General features: G+C 31.2%; 17 protein-coding genes. 13 read left to right on the top strand and 4 right to left on the bottom strand.

All coding sequences use genetic code 11. The annotated features are described in order from the left end of the window. The first annotated feature begins 600 nt into the window (after positions 1–600). Positions 601–1,821, top strand: a complete 1,221-nt coding sequence (locus tag IJ258_RS01195) for an ATP-binding protein (RefSeq protein WP_292801821.1) — start codon at positions 601–603, stop codon at positions 1,819–1,821. 266 nt (positions 1,822–2,087) lie between these two features. Here IJ258_RS01195 and IJ258_RS01190 read toward each other — a convergent pair whose 3' ends face one another. From IJ258_RS01190 to IJ258_RS01175, 4 genes are read right to left on the bottom strand one after another with little or no spacing between them, the layout of a single operon-like run. Next, complete coding sequence (locus IJ258_RS01190) at positions 2,088–2,729, bottom strand: DUF116 domain-containing protein (protein WP_292801819.1); 642 nt, start codon at positions 2,727–2,729, stop codon at positions 2,088–2,090. 8 nt (positions 2,730–2,737) lie between these two features. Beyond that, entirely contained in the window at positions 2,738–3,190 is a 453-nt protein-coding gene (locus tag IJ258_RS01185) for a hypothetical protein (RefSeq protein ID WP_292801817.1), read from the bottom strand. Positions 3,191–3,228: 38 nt separating this feature from the next. After that, positions 3,229–3,363: a hypothetical protein gene (locus tag IJ258_RS01180; protein ID WP_292801825.1), complete on the bottom strand. Its 135-nt coding sequence runs from the start codon at positions 3,361–3,363 to the stop codon at positions 3,229–3,231. A gap of 56 nt (positions 3,364–3,419) precedes the next feature. Then, complete coding sequence (locus IJ258_RS01175; protein ID WP_292801815.1) at positions 3,420–4,430, bottom strand: tetratricopeptide repeat protein; 1,011 nt, start codon at positions 4,428–4,430, stop codon at positions 3,420–3,422. Positions 4,431–4,547: 117 nt separating this feature from the next. Here IJ258_RS01175 and thsA point away from each other — a divergent pair, with 117 nt between their 5' ends. From thsA to IJ258_RS01115, 12 genes are all read left to right on the top strand, one after another. Next, the gene (gene thsA / locus IJ258_RS01170; RefSeq protein ID WP_292801813.1) at positions 4,548–6,197 is read left to right on the top strand and encodes a thermosome subunit alpha; all 1,650 of its coding nucleotides are present in this window, start codon (positions 4,548–4,550) and stop codon (positions 6,195–6,197) included. Between the two features lie 418 nt (positions 6,198–6,615). Next, positions 6,616–9,849, top strand: a complete 3,234-nt coding sequence (locus IJ258_RS01165) for a transglutaminase domain-containing protein (RefSeq protein ID WP_292801811.1) — start codon at positions 6,616–6,618, stop codon at positions 9,847–9,849. Positions 9,850–9,960: 111 nt separating this feature from the next. Further along, positions 9,961–10,674 carry a metal-dependent transcriptional regulator gene (locus tag IJ258_RS01160; RefSeq protein WP_292801809.1) on the top strand — a complete coding sequence of 238 codons (714 nt, stop codon included), beginning with the start codon at positions 9,961–9,963 and terminating at the stop codon, positions 10,672–10,674. Positions 10,675–10,767: 93 nt separating this feature from the next. Beyond that, positions 10,768–11,283 carry a tRNA-intron lyase gene (gene endA, locus IJ258_RS01155; RefSeq protein ID WP_292801807.1) on the top strand — a complete coding sequence of 172 codons (516 nt, stop codon included), beginning with the start codon at positions 10,768–10,770 and terminating at the stop codon, positions 11,281–11,283. 98 nt (positions 11,284–11,381) lie between these two features. Then, positions 11,382–12,479: a tryptophan--tRNA ligase gene (locus IJ258_RS01150; protein WP_292801805.1), complete on the top strand. Its 1,098-nt coding sequence runs from the start codon at positions 11,382–11,384 to the stop codon at positions 12,477–12,479. Then, on the top strand, positions 12,479–13,093 hold the full coding sequence (locus tag IJ258_RS01145; RefSeq protein WP_292801803.1) for a stage II sporulation protein M: 615 nt from the start codon (positions 12,479–12,481) through the stop codon (positions 13,091–13,093). The genes IJ258_RS01150 and IJ258_RS01145 overlap by 1 nt, the downstream gene beginning before the upstream one ends. Before the next feature lie 43 nt (positions 13,094–13,136). After that, entirely contained in the window at positions 13,137–14,333 is a 1,197-nt protein-coding gene (gene thrC / locus IJ258_RS01140) for a threonine synthase (protein ID WP_292801801.1), read from the top strand. 248 nt (positions 14,334–14,581) lie between these two features. Continuing rightward, positions 14,582–14,782, top strand: coding sequence for a histone family protein (locus IJ258_RS01135; RefSeq protein ID WP_292801799.1), 201 nt, complete (start codon positions 14,582–14,584; stop codon positions 14,780–14,782). Between the two features lie 451 nt (positions 14,783–15,233). Then, the gene (gene rpl7ae, locus IJ258_RS01130) at positions 15,234–15,602 is read left to right on the top strand and encodes a 50S ribosomal protein L7Ae (protein WP_292801797.1); all 369 of its coding nucleotides are present in this window, start codon (positions 15,234–15,236) and stop codon (positions 15,600–15,602) included. Positions 15,603–15,635: 33 nt separating this feature from the next. Continuing rightward, positions 15,636–15,842: a 30S ribosomal protein S28e gene (locus tag IJ258_RS01125; RefSeq protein ID WP_292801795.1), complete on the top strand. Its 207-nt coding sequence runs from the start codon at positions 15,636–15,638 to the stop codon at positions 15,840–15,842. A gap of 14 nt (positions 15,843–15,856) precedes the next feature. Next, a complete protein-coding gene (locus tag IJ258_RS01120) occupies positions 15,857–16,018 on the top strand; it encodes a 50S ribosomal protein L24e (RefSeq protein WP_116669817.1) in 162 nt (53 codons plus the stop codon). Next, positions 16,015–16,115 (top strand): nucleoside-diphosphate kinase (locus IJ258_RS01115; RefSeq protein WP_292801823.1); only part of this gene is annotated, 101 nt, incomplete at its 3' end. The genes IJ258_RS01120 and IJ258_RS01115, both read left to right, overlap by 4 nt.

The raw sequence follows: 16,115 nt of genomic DNA, 5'->3' as shown, positions 1-16,115 counted from the left end.
ATAAATTATCAGTTTATCTGACTTAAGGATGTAATCATCAACTTTAATCATCAACCAAAATAATACCTAATCATCAACATGTAAATTACTATTTTTCTACCCCTCATAATTAAGTTCCATAGTCAACTCGATAAGTTTATTTTATCAGTTTTTGATATTAATGTTTCCAAAAATGACTTGTGTTATTCATTTCTAAAGTATTATATATGTGGGTATTAATTTAATAGCTATTAATTATTTATAACTTAAAAATTAAATTATTAATTAATTAAAATTATTTTGAGGAGAGTTATATTATATGAATACTCATGCGGTAGTTGTATAACTTTTCTCTCTACACTACTTTTTAACAATATATTAATTAAATATTTTCAATTATCATTCAAATATTATGAATGGTTATTATGAGAATTACAATGTCATTATGATAATCTAAAAATATTTTTTACTTTCTAAAAAAATACACTATAAAGTAAATATTGTCTTCATATTAAAAAAAACTACTTTATAAAGTAGATTTTATATTTTTTTTAAAAAAAGTTACTTTCAATAGTAAAAAATTTATATTAATTAAATCATATAATATAACAAGTGATGCCTATGATTAAAAGAGAACAGTATCTTGAAGAAATACGTCCATTAATTGGAAAAAAAATAATTAAAGTTTTAACAGGTATTAGACGTTGCGGCAAATCTACATTACTAAAACAAATTAAAGATGAACTGATTGAAATGGGAATTTCAGAGGGGAATATCCTAGAAATCAATTTCGATTCCATGCACTATCAGGATATTTCTGATAAAGATGATTTAACTGAATATGTTTCCAATTTCATAAAAAACCCCAATGAAAAATATTATTTATTTTTTGATGAAATTCAAAACGTTGAAGGGTGGGAAAGAAGTTTATCCGGATTCATCGTCGATTTTGATGTAGACATATATGTTACTGGGTCTAATGCTAAACTGTTATCCGGAGAGCTTGCAACATTCCTCACCGGACGTTACATGGCATTTGACATTTATCCGTTCTCATTTAAAGAGGTAATAGAAATCAATGAACAAAAAGGAAACACAATTGAATTAAATAAACTTTTTGATGATTATCTGAAATGGGGAGGAATGCCATTCATACATGATGTAATTGAAAATCAGGACAACCAGAAAAAAAGATACCTGCATGATGTCTACAATTCAATAGTCTATGAGGATGTGCTCAAACGGGCAAATGTAAGCAGAATTGATTTAATGGATAAATTAATACGATTTGTGATAATGAATGTCGGACATCATTTCTCAGCTAAAAGTGTATCCGATTATCTTAAAACACGAGCCAAAAGGCATTCCAAACGTGAAACCATATATAATTACTTAACCTATTTTGAAAATGCATGTTTTATCAACAGAGTGCGCAGAGAAAATATCATGGGCAAAGGCATATTAAAAACAAACGAAAAATTCTATTTAACAGATCATGGATTCAGACAAGCAATCTATGGCCACAACAAAAGAGATGCACAATTAATCCTTGAAAATATAGTGTATATGGAACTTGTCAGAAGGGGATATGAAGTAACCATAGGTAATGTGGGCAAAAAAGAAATAGATTTTGTAGCCAAAAAAAATGGATTAAAAAGATATTTCCAAGTTTCCTACGAGGTTAATCAGGAAAGTACTCGTGATAGAGAATTTGGCCCATTACTAAAAATTAATGATAATTATCCTAAATATTTAATTACAAAAGATGATAATGAATACGATTACGAAGGAGTTGAGAAAAAGCATATTATTAACTTCTTGACTGAGGATTGGTGGGATTGAAATATTATCCTGTAATATTGTTGATATGTTTTCCAACAATATAAGGTTGATAATTAAATAGTTATTTTTTTTATATTCTATTTCCACAGTCAAAATCGTTATGTCTATAAATTACTAGTTTATCTTACCAAATGGTACTGAGATTGCTGCAAATTAGGTGGTAATGGAACTAGGTGGGTAGTAAATACTTTGATGATTATGGAGTTTATGAGGTTAATGCTATTTGTTGTAGTTATTGTGGCGAAGTTTAGATTGATTGTAAGTAGTTAGTATTTTGAATCTATTTTTTCAAATACTTTTTTAACATTCACTTTTGTTTCAAAACAACCTGTTTTTTCAAGCAAAACTCCCTGAGGACAGAAATCTGATAGTAGCATCATCATCTGATTTAAATCCTCATGACAGGCAACTCCAATAACTGCCTGAAACTTATTTTCCATAACTATTTTTTTAACAAAACTTGATCCAGGAACAATATATAATTTGTAGCCTAACGGCTCTGCTTTTTTCTTGATTACTCCAATAGAACATAATCCGCATTCAGTGCAGTTAAGACCTTCCTTTTGAAGGGTTGCAGGACAATCCTTGTGCCTTAAACAATGAGGTAAAAATATTAAAGTTTTTTCTGCAGGAATATTTCTGAAACGTTCCTTGTTTATGTCATCGCGCACTTTAATTGCAATATTGTCTATTAAATGATCATCCAAACCTAAAAAATGAGCTATTGTCTTAAATGGAGAGTATAATAAATCAACTATGTATAGGAGAAATCTTGGAAATTTGATTTGGTTTTTACGAGCTATCAAATAACCTAAAATTAATACTACTATAAAAAGTATAACAATCAGTATGGCTAAAAAAACAACCAATTGGCCTAAAAACATATAAAAGGAATCAATAAACAACATTATTTAACCTAAAATTTTTCAATAGTGTAATTTGTAAATTCTTTATTTAATTTAACGCCTTTATGTGTTTTGATTATATTCAACCCTGATAAACTGTCACAAGAGCATAATACATTCTGTTCAGGATGTGTTCCAGGTGTAATATTGCAGTTTAAGTTTACTTCATCTCCTATTGATATGACTGTTTCCAGACGTTTTGTAGATGGATGGTCTTTATTCAGGATAACTAATGGAGATGATTCTTCACGGCTGAGATAAGCCTGTGATCTAATTGCTCGTTTGTCTTTTTTAAAGTTTGATACGGCGATAATATCATCTGATTCTAAAAACTGGACTATTTCCTCATTGTCCTGTGTTGCAATAAAAAGCATTTTGTTTTCATAGGAAACTTTCACAACACCTACAATTCCGGTTTCACCTTCAAGAAACAGTATTTCATCATCTTTAAAATCAATATTCATTTTATCACTAAAAAAATAAAAAGAGAGTAAATGTGAATTTACTCTGCAAGCACCACATTGTCACTTTGACAAGATGGGCAAACTACTTTTTTTCCAAGTCCTTTAAAGGAATTTCCACAGTCTTTGCAATGGTATTTTTTGGTTTTTAATTTTTTCAAATCTATATCAGCCATTGGGCCTCCAGTTGAACACATTTTAAATCACCTATTATATTATATATAATTATATATTATTTAATATTTTTTTCAATATTCCTTATTTTTTCCAGGATTTTTTCATCATTTGTTATATTCAGTTTAAGTTCCAAAAAGTATAATAATTGGTGATATAATTTGTTTTCTTCATATTCCTTTATGAATTCATCAAGACAATCTAAAACAAAAGGATTTATTCCCAATTGGATATTTTTGTTTCTAATTATTTCAATGCATTCAGTTATGGATAATTCTAAATTATTTTTTGATTGTATGTCTTTAATCTCTCTGTAGGCAAGAGGACTTGCCTCATATTCCATACTGTAGATTAATAATGCCAAGGCTGTTTTCATCTGATTTTCTTCAATATAATAATATCCAAGATTCCTGTAGCATCTTGCTATGTCCTGTGGGTAATAGGCGTATTTTAATGCATCACATGTGCGAATAAAATATTCGTTGTATGTGTAGGTGTGTACTTTATAAATTTCAGTCAATTCAAGAATTATTCTTGCTGAAACAGGATTGATTTTTAGGGCTTTTTTCAAATACTCTTCTGCTTTATCATATTGCTTTGTTTCAAGAAGCAAAAATCCATAAACATAATAAAGGTCAAGCAAAGGCTGATTGTCCGGAATGTATCTTAATTCTTTTTTCAATCCTATATATTTCCTAAAAACCATTTCTTCTAAAGGATTTGTGAAAAAATGATATTCGCTGACTTTATCATCTTCAAACATTCCCGGAAAAGTTTCCATGAATTTGTCAAGCTTTTCCAGGGGAATTTTGTAATTTCCATTTTCAATATCAAAGTAGATATCATTTAAAATGTCCAGTATAGGGTTTTCTTTTTTAGCAATCTCGTTATATTCCTGTTTTTCATCTTCGCTTAGACAATCCCACATCATGCGTGAAATCTCTTTTATTATTTCTTTGTTGTAGGGATGGTCTTTATAAACTTCAATTTGTGAAGATAAATATTGTCTATTCAATTCTTTGTTTGTACCTAAGTTTGATTTGATTTCACTTATTATTTCCTCGTACACTTAACACACCTAAAGTTACTTTAATGGGCAATATTTTTATATTACCTCTTACCTATTTAATAATGTATAAAAATTTAGTTTTATATATTTTATTAAAAAAATTTAGGTGATTATTAAATGGCAAATCAACCAATATTTATCCTTCCTGAAGGAACTGAAAGATATTCAAAAAGAGATGCTTTAAGAATGAATATCACAGCTGCTAAAGTATTAGCAGGTATCGTAAGAACCACATTAGGTCCTAAAGGTATGGACAAAATGTTAACAAGTTCATTAGGTGATGTTACTGTCACCAACGATGGTGCAACCATCATGAGAGAAATGGAAATCAATCAGCCTGCAGCTAGAATGCTTGTAGAAACTGCTAAAAAACAAGAAGAAATAGTTGGAGATGGAACCACTTCTGTTGTTGTTATTGCAGGTGAATTATTATCAAAAGCTGAAGAGTTATTGGATGATGGAATTGCAACATCAGTTGTTGTAAAAGGATTTAGAAACGCAACTAAAAAAGCAGTGGAACTTTTAGATGGCATTGCAATTGATGCTGATGATGAAGAAACTCTTAAAAAAGTAGCTGTAACTGCAATGAGTGGTAAAGGATCAGATTATGCAAAAGAACACTTGGCAGATTTAGTTGTAAAAGCAGCTTTAAGAATCAAAGAAGATGGAAAATCTGACATTGACAATATTAACATTCAAAGAGTTTCAGGAGACTCTGTTGAAGATTCATTTTTAGCAGAAGGAATCATCATTGATAAGGCTCCTTTATCCAAGAACATGCCTAAAGATGTTGAAGATGCAAAAATTGCTATAATGAAATATCCTATTGAATTGAAAGATATCAATACTGATGCAAAAATTGACATAACCAGTCCTGACCAATTTGAAGCCTTCCTTAAACAGGAAGAAGACATGATTAAAGACTTAGTTCAAAAAGTAGTTGACTCTGGATGTAACGTATTATTCTGTCAAAAAGGTATTGATGACATGGCAGAACACTACCTTAAAAAAGCAGGAATCATGGCTTTCAAAAGGGTTAAAAAATCTGACATTGAAAGAATTGCAAAAGCTACCGGTGCAAAACTTGTAAGTGACATTGAAGATTTATCCGAAGAAAAATTAGGTTATGCCGGTCACGTATATCTTGATAAAATATTTGATCATGAATTGACTTTAATCGAAGAGTGTGAAAATCCTAAAGCTTCTTCAATTGTATTAAGAGGAAGTACTCGTTACGTCACCGAACAAATCGCAAGAGCACTTGATGATGCATTAGGTGTAGTTGGAGCAACCATCGAAGAAGGAAAAGTTCTCATTGGTGGTGGAGCTTGTGAAATTGATTTAGTAAAACAATTAAGAGAATATGGTGAATCTGTAAGTGGAAGGGAACAGTTAGCTATCTTAAAATATGCTGAAGCTTTAGAAGTTATCCCAAGAACCTTAATTGAAAATGCAGGTTTGGATACCATTAACTTAATTGCTGATTTGAAAGCTGCTCATGAAGACTCTCCATTCATTGGAATCAATGTATTTGAAGGTAAAGTAGTTGACATGAAAGATGCTGGTGTTATTGAACCTTTAAGAGTTAAAATCCAAGCACTTCAATCAGCTGGTGAGGCTGCAGAAATGATTCTACGTATTGATGACATGATTGCAGCAAGAAATGCACTCAATTCCACTGGACCTGATGAGTCTGGTAATGATGCAAGCGGTATGCCTCCAATGCCTCCAGCAGGCGGTATGGGTGGAATGCCTCCAATGATGTAAAATTAAAAATTTTACAACTTTTTATTTTTTTTATTTTTCTTACTTATTTTTTAAAATACAATGTTAAATTAATTGATTTTTATTCTAATTGAACTTCAATCAATGATTTTCGTTTAAATAACTTTTAATTTTGTCCTATTTTATATTATAAGCTTTTCTATTATTGTTTTAATTTTAATATATTTAACTTTCTTTAAAAATTATTTCATATCTTTAAATTATTTTATAGCTTTATTCAGAAATATTTTTGCTTTATACTTTATTTTCATTAAGTTTTAATTTTATTTTTAAAAATTAGGCTCATTTTATTAGTTTTAGTAAATAAAAAGCTTTATATAAGATATTTGCAATAAATATTGTTGAAGTGAGATGAGAGTCTCATGGATGTTTAAAAAAATTGTTATGGAGGTAAATTATTTTGAACAAACAAATACTCACTTTGTTAATATTACTCACAACTGTTTTAACAGTCAGTGCCATTTCAGCAAGTGATGTTAATGTTACAGATTCGGATACTATTGGCTTAGTAGATGACACATCAGATGTATCAGTCCCACTGGAGAATACTGCTGATTCATCAGAAATTTCTGTATCAAGTGATTCAAATGTTGATAATGATTCATCTAAAGTTTCTCTATCAAGTGAAGAAGTTTTAGAATCTGAAAATTCAAATACTTTATCAACTAACTCGAATAGTGAAGAGTCTTTAAGTAGTGATGGTGGGATTGCAGATCTTTCAGCATCAAATAATGATGTGAAAAGTGAAAGCAATGTTTCTTCAAAAATTGATGTATCTAAGACAATCACTGCAAAGGATATCACTAAATATTATAAAGGAAGCACTCAATACACTGCAACATTCTTAGATGCTTACGGTAATCCATTGGCCAATACCAATGTTAAAATTACTGTCAATGGTGTTACATACACCAAAAAAACTAATGCAAATGGAGTCGCTTCAATGGCAATTAATCTTAAACCTGGAAGCTATAAAGTTGTTGCGGTCAATCCTGCAACCGGTTACAGTTTGACTAAAACTTTTAAGATATTGTCCACTATTACTGCAAGTGATATTTCTAAAGTTTATACAGACGGAAGAAAATTCTATGCAACATTTTTAAAAAGTAATGGTAAGGTTTTAGCTAAAAAAACTATTAAGTTTAAGATTAAGGGAAAAATATACAAAGTAAAAACAAACAGTAAGGGAGTTGCAAGTTTATCTTTAAAAACTCTTAAAAAAGGTACTTATAAAATAATATCTTATAATACTGACGGTTTGACTAAAACCAATAAGGTAAAAGTTGTAACATCCTGTAAGACTTCATTAACTGCTTACACTTACACTTTCCTAAAAAGTGATTCAAAAACTATTAAAGTAAAATTGCTTAATGCTTTCGGTTATGCACCGGCAAAAGGTAAAATAATTAAGTTTAAGGTTAATGGTAAAACATATTCTAAAAAAACAAATGCAAATGGTATTGCATATCTTAAACTGCCTTCACTTAAGGTGGGAGTATATACTGTAAAATATAGCTTTGCTAAACAGGGATATTACAAGGCATCAAGTACTTCAAGTAAAGTTACTATCATTGCCACTAAAAATCCTAAGTTTACTGTAAAAAGCGGAACTACATTTACTCAGGGGTCAACTGCAACATTCAAAGTTGCTGTTAGCGCTGGAAGTGTTCCTTTACAAAAAAAGACAATCACTTTCAATTTGGATGGTAAAAAGTATACTAAAACCACTAACTCAAATGGTATTGCATCATTATCTTTCAAGTTGGCTGCAGGTAAACATACATTGACCTATTCTATAGCTAAAGATTCCAAAATCAATGCGAAAACCGGATCAAGTACAATTACAATTAAGGAAAAGTCCGTTTCAAAGCATGCGGGATATTGGCTTTACGGTTCTGATATGAAAAGTGTTAATCTGAATGATTTGTCATCAAAAGGAGTAACTGACATTTTCCTGAATTTCAAAGCATATGAACTTTATGGAAAATCAGGTGTTGAATCATGGATTTCCAGTGCAAGTAGTGTTGGAATAAATGTTCACATGTGGGTTCAAGCTTTCTATTCTGGTGATACCGGTTGGGTTAATCCTGTTAAGAATGGTAATGAAAATACTGCTTACTTTAATCAGAAAATAAATGAAATCAAAACTTACTCTGCAATTAAAGGTCTTTCCGGAATTCATTTGGATTACTTAAGATATTCCGGTTCTGATGAAAATGCAGCATATAAAAATGAAGGTGGTACTGCAGCTATTAATTCATTTGTAAAACAGGCTGTTTCAGCTATAAAATCAGTTAATAGCAATCTGAAAGTTTCATGTGCTTTAATGCCTGAGACTACAAGCAGTGAAAAGTATTACGGTCAGGATTATGCTACACTAAGTCAGTACATGGATATTGTCATTCCGATGATTTATAAAGGTAATTATGGCAGTGATTCCTCTTGGATTACTACAACTACTAAATGGTATGTTCAAAATTCAAAAGGGGCTGCTGTCTGGGCAGGATTGCAAGGTTACAATTCCGATAAGGATACAACATTACTGTCTTTATCAAGTCTTAATACTGATATTAATGCAGCATATAATGGTGGAGCATCTGGAGCAATTCTATTTAGATATGGTATGTCAAATTCAGCTAATTTTAATTCATTAACTGTTAGCTCATCTAAAACCATATCTATTAAAGACATTGTTACTGGTGCAACTAATTTGCAAACATTTTATAAATCAAACGGCAGATTACCAAATACAATTACAACTGGAGGATACACTTTCACTTCAGCTGAATTCTTATATGTGATGAGTCAGGCTATTTATCAGCTTGGTAATTCTAATAAGAATGCGATTAGTATATTAACTGGAGTTTCAGAACCAACTTCTCCTTCAGGAGCTACCATTAACAGTCAATTGGCTTCTTCAGATTATATTACATTAGCTAAAAATGTAGCAAACTTTATTGTTAGCAACAATAGAGCTCCTAACTACGCTTCATCTTCTTTAGGTAATATTATATATTCTGAACTTGTTGATTCATTCTCCAGAATATTGACATTTTATGGTACTAATTCAAGATTGCCGGCAACAGTAAATATTGTTTATGCTTCATCAAGTGGTAGCAGTAGCAGTTCTTCAATATCAATCACTGGTAAAGGTTTAAATGAAAATGCTGGCAGTATTAATGTGGCAGATTATTTAAAGTCCACTACCAATTGTCAAGTAGGTAATTCAGCTATTAAAAAGGTTGTGACTACTTTAACCAGCGGTTTAACTAGTGATTTGGATAAGGCGACTGCAATATTTAATTATGTAAGGGATACATTATCATACAGTTTCTATTACAATACTAAATATGGTGCTGCTGGAACTTTATCTGCTAAGAAAGGAAATTGTGTGGATCATTCACACCTTTTAGTTGCAATGTTTAGAACTGCAGGACTTGCAGCCAGATATGTTCACGGATCTTGTACATTTACTAGTGGAAGTACATACGGTCACGTATGGGCTCAAGTATTGGTTGATGGAAAATGGATTTGTGCTGATGCGACAAGTTCTAAAAATTCACTTGGAAAAATATCTAATTGGAATACTAAGTCTTTTACCCTTAAGGGAATTTATACAAGTCTGTCATTCTAATTATTTTTTTTCTTTTTTTATTTTTAATTTTCAATTTCATTTAGGTTTACCAAAACTTTTTTATACTCTTTTTAATAAATATTTAATCAATTATAAATGTAGGTGACTTTCATGGCTGAAGGTAAAATTAGTGAAAATATTGAGGAATATTTGGAAGTTCTCTATCGTAATGGTAGTAATGGGGAACAGGTTTCCACAACACAATTATCAAAGGATTTGGGTATTGCGCCTGGAAGTGTAACTCAGATGCTTAAAAAACTTGAGGATCTTGGATACATTGGATATACACCATATAAAGGAGCTACTTTAACAGAAGAAGGTATGAAGATAGCTCAAAAAATCACAAGAAAACATAGGATTTTGGAAAAATTCTTATTGGATGTTTTAAAAGTTAAAGAAGAAAATGTTCATGAGCAAGCTTGTGAAATGGAACATACTTTATCTGATGAAGCTGAAAGAGCTTTATGTACTATGCTGCATCACCCTGATTTATGTCCTGATGAAAATGTTATTCCTGCCTGTGATTTTGACTTTGGCAGCTGTCAAGAGTGCTTCTCACAAAAAGACTTTGACCAAGTTATCAACAGAAAATTCAATTTATTATCAATTTCTGAATTAACTGGCAATTCTGAAGGTACTATATCATTCATACGCGGTAATGATGATCTTTTAGATGATATTGCTGGAACTGGTATTAAAGTTGGTCAACATTTAAAATATGAATACAATGAGAACCGTATTGGTAATCATTATTTAGTTTCAATAGATGAAAATGAGTTAAATATTCCTGTAGAAATGGCTAATAATATTTTTATTAGAATTTAACTTATCTATTTCTTTTTTTACAAAAATTTTATATAATATTTTTTTCAAAAGTATTAGCATTAAATATAATTTGTTTCTTTTTGTGGTGTTTTAATGCGTGGAGATTTGTCTAATGATATTGTTTCAATTAAAATTGAGGAAGGAAGTAAAAGACCGGTAGCTTTGCATGAAAAAAGCAAGTTTGGTAAAATCGAAGCAGATTTTTTACATCTTTCATTAATTGAGGCATGTTATTTGCTTGAAAAAGGGCGTTTAAACATTTATGAAGATGATGTTAAATGCAGTATAGGATATCTGATTGATTTAATTAAACAGCAAGATCTCTATGCTAAATATATTGTTTATCGTGATTTAAAAGACCGTGGTTTTGTTATTAAAACCGGTTTTAAATACGGTTCCGAATTTAGATTGTATAATCGTGGAGGAGGGCCTGGTCAGGGACATTCCGATTATTTGGTTAAGATTATTTTTGAAAATTATGATATCAATGCACTTGATTTTGCAAGTTATGTTAGGGTTTCACATGGTGTTAACAAAAAACTTTTACTTGCTATTGTTGATGAGGATTTTGATATAACATACTATAATGTGGAATGGACAAGACCATAAGTTTAATTAAAGAAATCATTTATATTTTTATATAATTCTATTATAACTATAATAATTTTTAATTATAAATTTAATTTAATGTTACTGATGGTGATAAAATGGCAGATTTAATTGATCCATGGGCATCATTTAGCCTAGATTATGATAAGTTAGTTAACCAATTTGGTATAGGAAAAATTTCAGATATTGTTGATGATGTAAAAAATCCTCAAAGACTGATGAAAAGAGGAGTAATTTTTGGACACAGGGAATTCAATGAGATAAACAATTTGATTAATCAAAATAAAGACTTTGCAGTCGTATCCGGTATGATGCCAAGTGGACAGATGCATATAGGTCATAAAATGGTAGTCGACCAGCTTAAATGGTATCAGGATATGGGAGCAATGTTGTCTTTACCTATTGCAGACCTTGAAGCATACGCAGCACGTAATATCAGTTTTGAAAAAGGCCGTGAAATTGCAGTCAATGAATATCTGACAAATTGGATTGCATTAGGCCTTGACCTTGAAAAGGACAATGTTAATGTTTACTTGCAATCACAAAATCAGGCATTGCAAAATCTTGCATTCAAATCTGCAAACAAAACCAATTTCAGCCAACTTAAGGCGATTTACGGATTTGAAAATTCAACCAATATCGCACATGTACAGGCTCCATTAATGCAGGTTGCAGATATTTTGCTTCCACAGATTGAAGAGTTTGGAGGTCCAAAAAAGGTTGTTGTTCCAGTAGGAATAGACCAGGACCCACACATTAGACTAACAAGAGATATTGCTCACAGATTGCATGAAGAGGAAGGATTCATACAACCAGCATCAACATATCACAGATTCCTGACCGGTTTGACAGGAGATAAGATGAGCAGTTCAAAACCTGCAACAGCAATTTATTTGAATGATGATACAAAAAGTGCTGTTAAAAAAGTGAAATCCGCTAAAACCGGTGGAAGAGAAACCCTAAAAGAACAGGAAGAACTGGGCGGAGAAGTGGATAAATGTGTAATTTATGAAATGCTTTTGTATCATTTCATCGATGACGATGAGGAATTAGCTCAAATCAGGCAGGATTGCCTAAACGGAACTCTTCGTTGCGGGGACTGTAAAATGAAAACTGCTGATTTGATGGAAAAATTCATGGATGAATTGCATGAAAAACAGATTGAAGCAGCAGAAATTGCTAAAACATTGATATAATGTTGGATTTGAAAAAAGAAATTAAATTAGCATTTGCTGAAAATAAACTGGCTATTGGTGTTTCAGTAGCTATTTTATTAATCTCTTTAATATTGGGCTATTTTTTAGAGCCTTACCTGCACAGTATTTTGGATCCTGTTGTTGATGCGTTTTCAAAACAGGTTAAATCAGGCAATATACAATTAACATTTCAAAGCATATTCTCAAACAACATAAGAATTGTATTTCTAATGTTTATTTTTGGATTGCTTTTTTGTTTTTCAGCATTAATATTGGCATTCAACGGCTTTTTTGTAGGGTATTTTACAGCAACTACCGGTAATTTATTCAATACTGTGTTGTTATTGATTCCTCATGGCATTTTTGAATTCTCTTCATGCATACTTGCATGTTCATCAGGTTTTGTTTTGTTCAGATTTGCATATAACTTAATTAAAACATGGTTTGGAGAGGAGAATAAATCGTTTTATACATCATATGTTGAAAATTTTGATAAATTAAAGCAGGCAATTTTGCTTTTAATGGTATCTGCAATTCTGATGGCAATTGCCGGTTTTATTGAAGTGTATCTGACAATACCTATTGCAGATTTTGTCTCTTCGATTTTTACTTAAATTTTATATAAAATTAACTAAAAAAATATAAATGTGATTTTTTATGATAAGATGTGTTTCTTGTGGAGAAGAATATGACGATGATGAAGTAATCTACACTTGTGAAAAATGTGGATCTGTACTTGAACTCGTCAATGAAATAGATGTTTCTAAAGACATTTTTGATGGTAGAAAAGATAATTTATGGAAATTCAAAGAATGTATTCCGGTAGATGAAACAAAAATAGTTTCTCTTGATGAAGGTGGAACTCCATTCTGCAAATGTGACAAGTTAGGAGAAGAGCTTGGAGTTAATTTATATGTTAAAGTGGAAGGTTCCAACCCTACAGGAAGTTTCAAAGACAGAGGAATGACTGTTGGAATGACCAAAGCAATGGAATTAGGTGTAAGTACTGTAGGTTGTGCTTCAACCGGTAACACTTCCGCATCACTTTCAGCATATGCTGCTCGTGCAGGATTACGATGCATTGTATTTTTACCTTCAGGAAAAGTTGCATTAGGTAAATTAGCACAAGCAATGTTCCATGGTGCTGAAGTAATGTCTATTAACGGAAACTTTGACGAAGCATTAGAAGCAATGACTGCTCTTGCATTAGAAAAACATCTTTACTTATTAAATTCAATCAACCCTTACAGACTAGAAGGGCAAAAAACTATTGGTTATGAGATTGTTCGTGACTTAGGCTGGCAGGCTCCTGATAGAATAATTTTGCCTGTTGGTAATGCCGGTAACATTTCAGCAATTTGGAAAGGTGTTAAAGAGTTTTACGATGCAGGATTCATTAAGGATTTACCAATGATGACTGGTATTCAGGCAGAAGGTGCATGTCCGGTTACAAATGCATTTAAAAAAGGAGACAAACGTGTTGTTCCTGTTGAAAATCCAGAAACAATTGCAACAGCTATACGTATTGGTGCTCCAGTCAGTGACATAAAGGCACTTAATGCTATCTATGATTCAAATGGATATTCTGAAACAGTAACTGATGAAGAAATCCTTGATGCACAAAAATTACTTGCAAGAACTGAGGGTATCGGTGTGGAACCAGCTTCAGCAGCTTCAATTGCAGGTCTTAAAAAGCTTGTTGACGAAGGTGTTATTGATAAAGGTGAAACCATTACTTGTGTAGTTACTGGTCACTTACTTAAAGATCCTAACACTGCTATTGATGCATGTACTCAACCTACTGAGGTTGATGCGGATATAGATACTTTAAGAGAGATTTTGATGAACAAATAAATATTGCTTTAAATCTCTTTTACTTTTAATTTTTTCTTTTAATTCTTTTATATTCAAACAAAATTTACACTTTTTTTGTTTCAAGTTATCTGTGAAAAACATTTTCAAATATCTTCGTGTCACTATTTATGTTAAAATATCATGCTTTTTACTGGTGAAATTTTGGGAAATTGGGGAAGTATCACCAATAGATTTATATATAAGCAAATTAAAACTATAATTAACAAGTTAAATGTGAGGTGTAATAAATGAGTGAATTACCAATTGCTCCTGTGGGCAGAGTTCTCAAAAATGCTGGTGCACAAAGAGTAAGTGATGATGCAAAAGTTGCATTAACCGAAGCAATTGAAGATTACGGAAACGAAATCGCACAAAAAGCTGTCGGATTTGCTCGTCACGCTGGCAGAAAAACTGTAAAAGCAGAAGATGTAAAATTAGCAATCAAATAGGTTTGTTAATTGATCATTTTTGAGATAGTAATTTTGTTACTATCTCTTTTACAAATTATCGTTCATTAATTTTTTTTAAGTTCTAAAATGTCTAATTTTAATCTATTTTTACAAACATTTATATACTATGCAAACTAATTTAATATTGTCTAGTTCTCTAGAATTATTTCATTAATTACTAAATTTTTATTTTTAGTTTTGCTAAAAATTATATGAAATTCAGAAGTATTTGTATTGAAAGTCTAATCCCCCTATTTTTTCTTATGGGATTATATTTAGTGATATATGAATTATTCAAGAATTAGTATTATTAAAAACTATATTAAATTATTCATCTATTGGATAATTTGAGTAATTTCTATAGTTAAAAATAATAATAACTATATATATTACATTAAATTATTATTTACCGATGGATGGCTAAAGCCAGATGAAAAAGGAGGTATATATTATGGCAAACATTTATGTAAAATTTGATACACCTGAAGAATTAGCTAAACAAGCTGAAGAAGCATTAGAAACCGCACAAGCTACCGGTAAAGTAGCAAAAGGAACTAACGAAGTAACTAAATTCATCGAAAGAGGAGATGCAGCATTAGTTGTAATCGCAGAAGATGTTGATCCTGCTGAAATCGTTGCACACATCCCAGTTCTCGCTGATGAAAAAGAAATTCCTTACGTATACTTACCTACCAAAGAACAAGTTGGCGTAGCTGCTGGTTTAACTGTTGGTACTGCTTCCGCATGTATTGTTGATGCTGGTGACGCTGAAGCTGCTGTAGCTGAAATCGTAGAAAAAGTTGCTGAATTAAAAGAATAGATAAATTCTTTTAAGGATTTTTACGGTGATAAAATGGAAGAAGGAACTCCTGCTGAAGTCATTGAAGTTTTAAAAAGAACTGGTATGACTGGTGAGGTAATGCAAATTAAATGCAGAATCCTCGATGGTAGAGACAAAGGAAGAATTTTAACAAGAAACATTATGGGTCCTGTAAGAAAAGGCGATATCTTAATGTTACTTGATACTATTAGAGAAGCTAAGGAAATTAGAACTCCTTAAGAAGGTGTAAGAGCATGAGAACTTGTTCATTCTGTAATAAAGAAATAGAAGAAGGTACAGGAAAAATGTACGTTAAAAGAGACGGTTCAATTTATTTCTTTTGTAGCAGCAAATGTGAAAAAAATATGATTAAACTCGGAAGAGTTCCAAGAAAAGTTAAATGGGTTAAAGAATGATTCAAAAAAGTTTTGTAATGATGAAACCAGACGCTGTTCAAAGACGTCTTATGGGTAAAATATTATCCCGTTTTGAAGAAAAAGGTCTTCAAATCGT

Origin of the sequence: Methanobrevibacter sp., assembly GCF_017468685.1 — an archaeon.
Lineage (GTDB): Archaea > Methanobacteriota > Methanobacteria > Methanobacteriales > Methanobacteriaceae > Methanocatella.
Note: the sequence above shows the minus strand (reverse complement) of the source record. Positions and strands in the feature narration are given on the sequence as shown.

Coding starts and splice junctions, on each gene's coding strand:
- IJ258_RS01195 (WP_292801821.1), top strand. CDS start 601: ATGATTAAAAGAGAACAGTATCTTGAAGAAATACGTCCATTAATTGGA.
- IJ258_RS01190 (WP_292801819.1), bottom strand. CDS start 2,729: ATGTTGTTTATTGATTCCTTTTATATGTTTTTAGGCCAATTGGTTGTT.
- IJ258_RS01185 (WP_292801817.1), bottom strand. CDS start 3,190: ATGAATATTGATTTTAAAGATGATGAAATACTGTTTCTTGAAGGTGAA.
- IJ258_RS01180 (WP_292801825.1), bottom strand. CDS start 3,363: ATGGCTGATATAGATTTGAAAAAATTAAAAACCAAAAAATACCATTGC.
- thsA (WP_292801813.1), top strand. CDS start 4,548: ATGGCAAATCAACCAATATTTATCCTTCCTGAAGGAACTGAAAGATAT.
- IJ258_RS01160 (WP_292801809.1), top strand. CDS start 9,961: ATGGCTGAAGGTAAAATTAGTGAAAATATTGAGGAATATTTGGAAGTT.
- endA (WP_292801807.1), top strand. CDS start 10,768: ATGCGTGGAGATTTGTCTAATGATATTGTTTCAATTAAAATTGAGGAA.
- IJ258_RS01150 (WP_292801805.1), top strand. CDS start 11,382: ATGGCAGATTTAATTGATCCATGGGCATCATTTAGCCTAGATTATGAT.
- IJ258_RS01145 (WP_292801803.1), top strand. CDS start 12,479: ATGTTGGATTTGAAAAAAGAAATTAAATTAGCATTTGCTGAAAATAAA.
- thrC (WP_292801801.1), top strand. CDS start 13,137: ATGATAAGATGTGTTTCTTGTGGAGAAGAATATGACGATGATGAAGTA.
- IJ258_RS01135 (WP_292801799.1), top strand. CDS start 14,582: ATGAGTGAATTACCAATTGCTCCTGTGGGCAGAGTTCTCAAAAATGCT.
- rpl7ae (WP_292801797.1), top strand. CDS start 15,234: ATGGCAAACATTTATGTAAAATTTGATACACCTGAAGAATTAGCTAAA.
- IJ258_RS01125 (WP_292801795.1), top strand. CDS start 15,636: ATGGAAGAAGGAACTCCTGCTGAAGTCATTGAAGTTTTAAAAAGAACT.
- IJ258_RS01120 (WP_116669817.1), top strand. CDS start 15,857: ATGAGAACTTGTTCATTCTGTAATAAAGAAATAGAAGAAGGTACAGGA.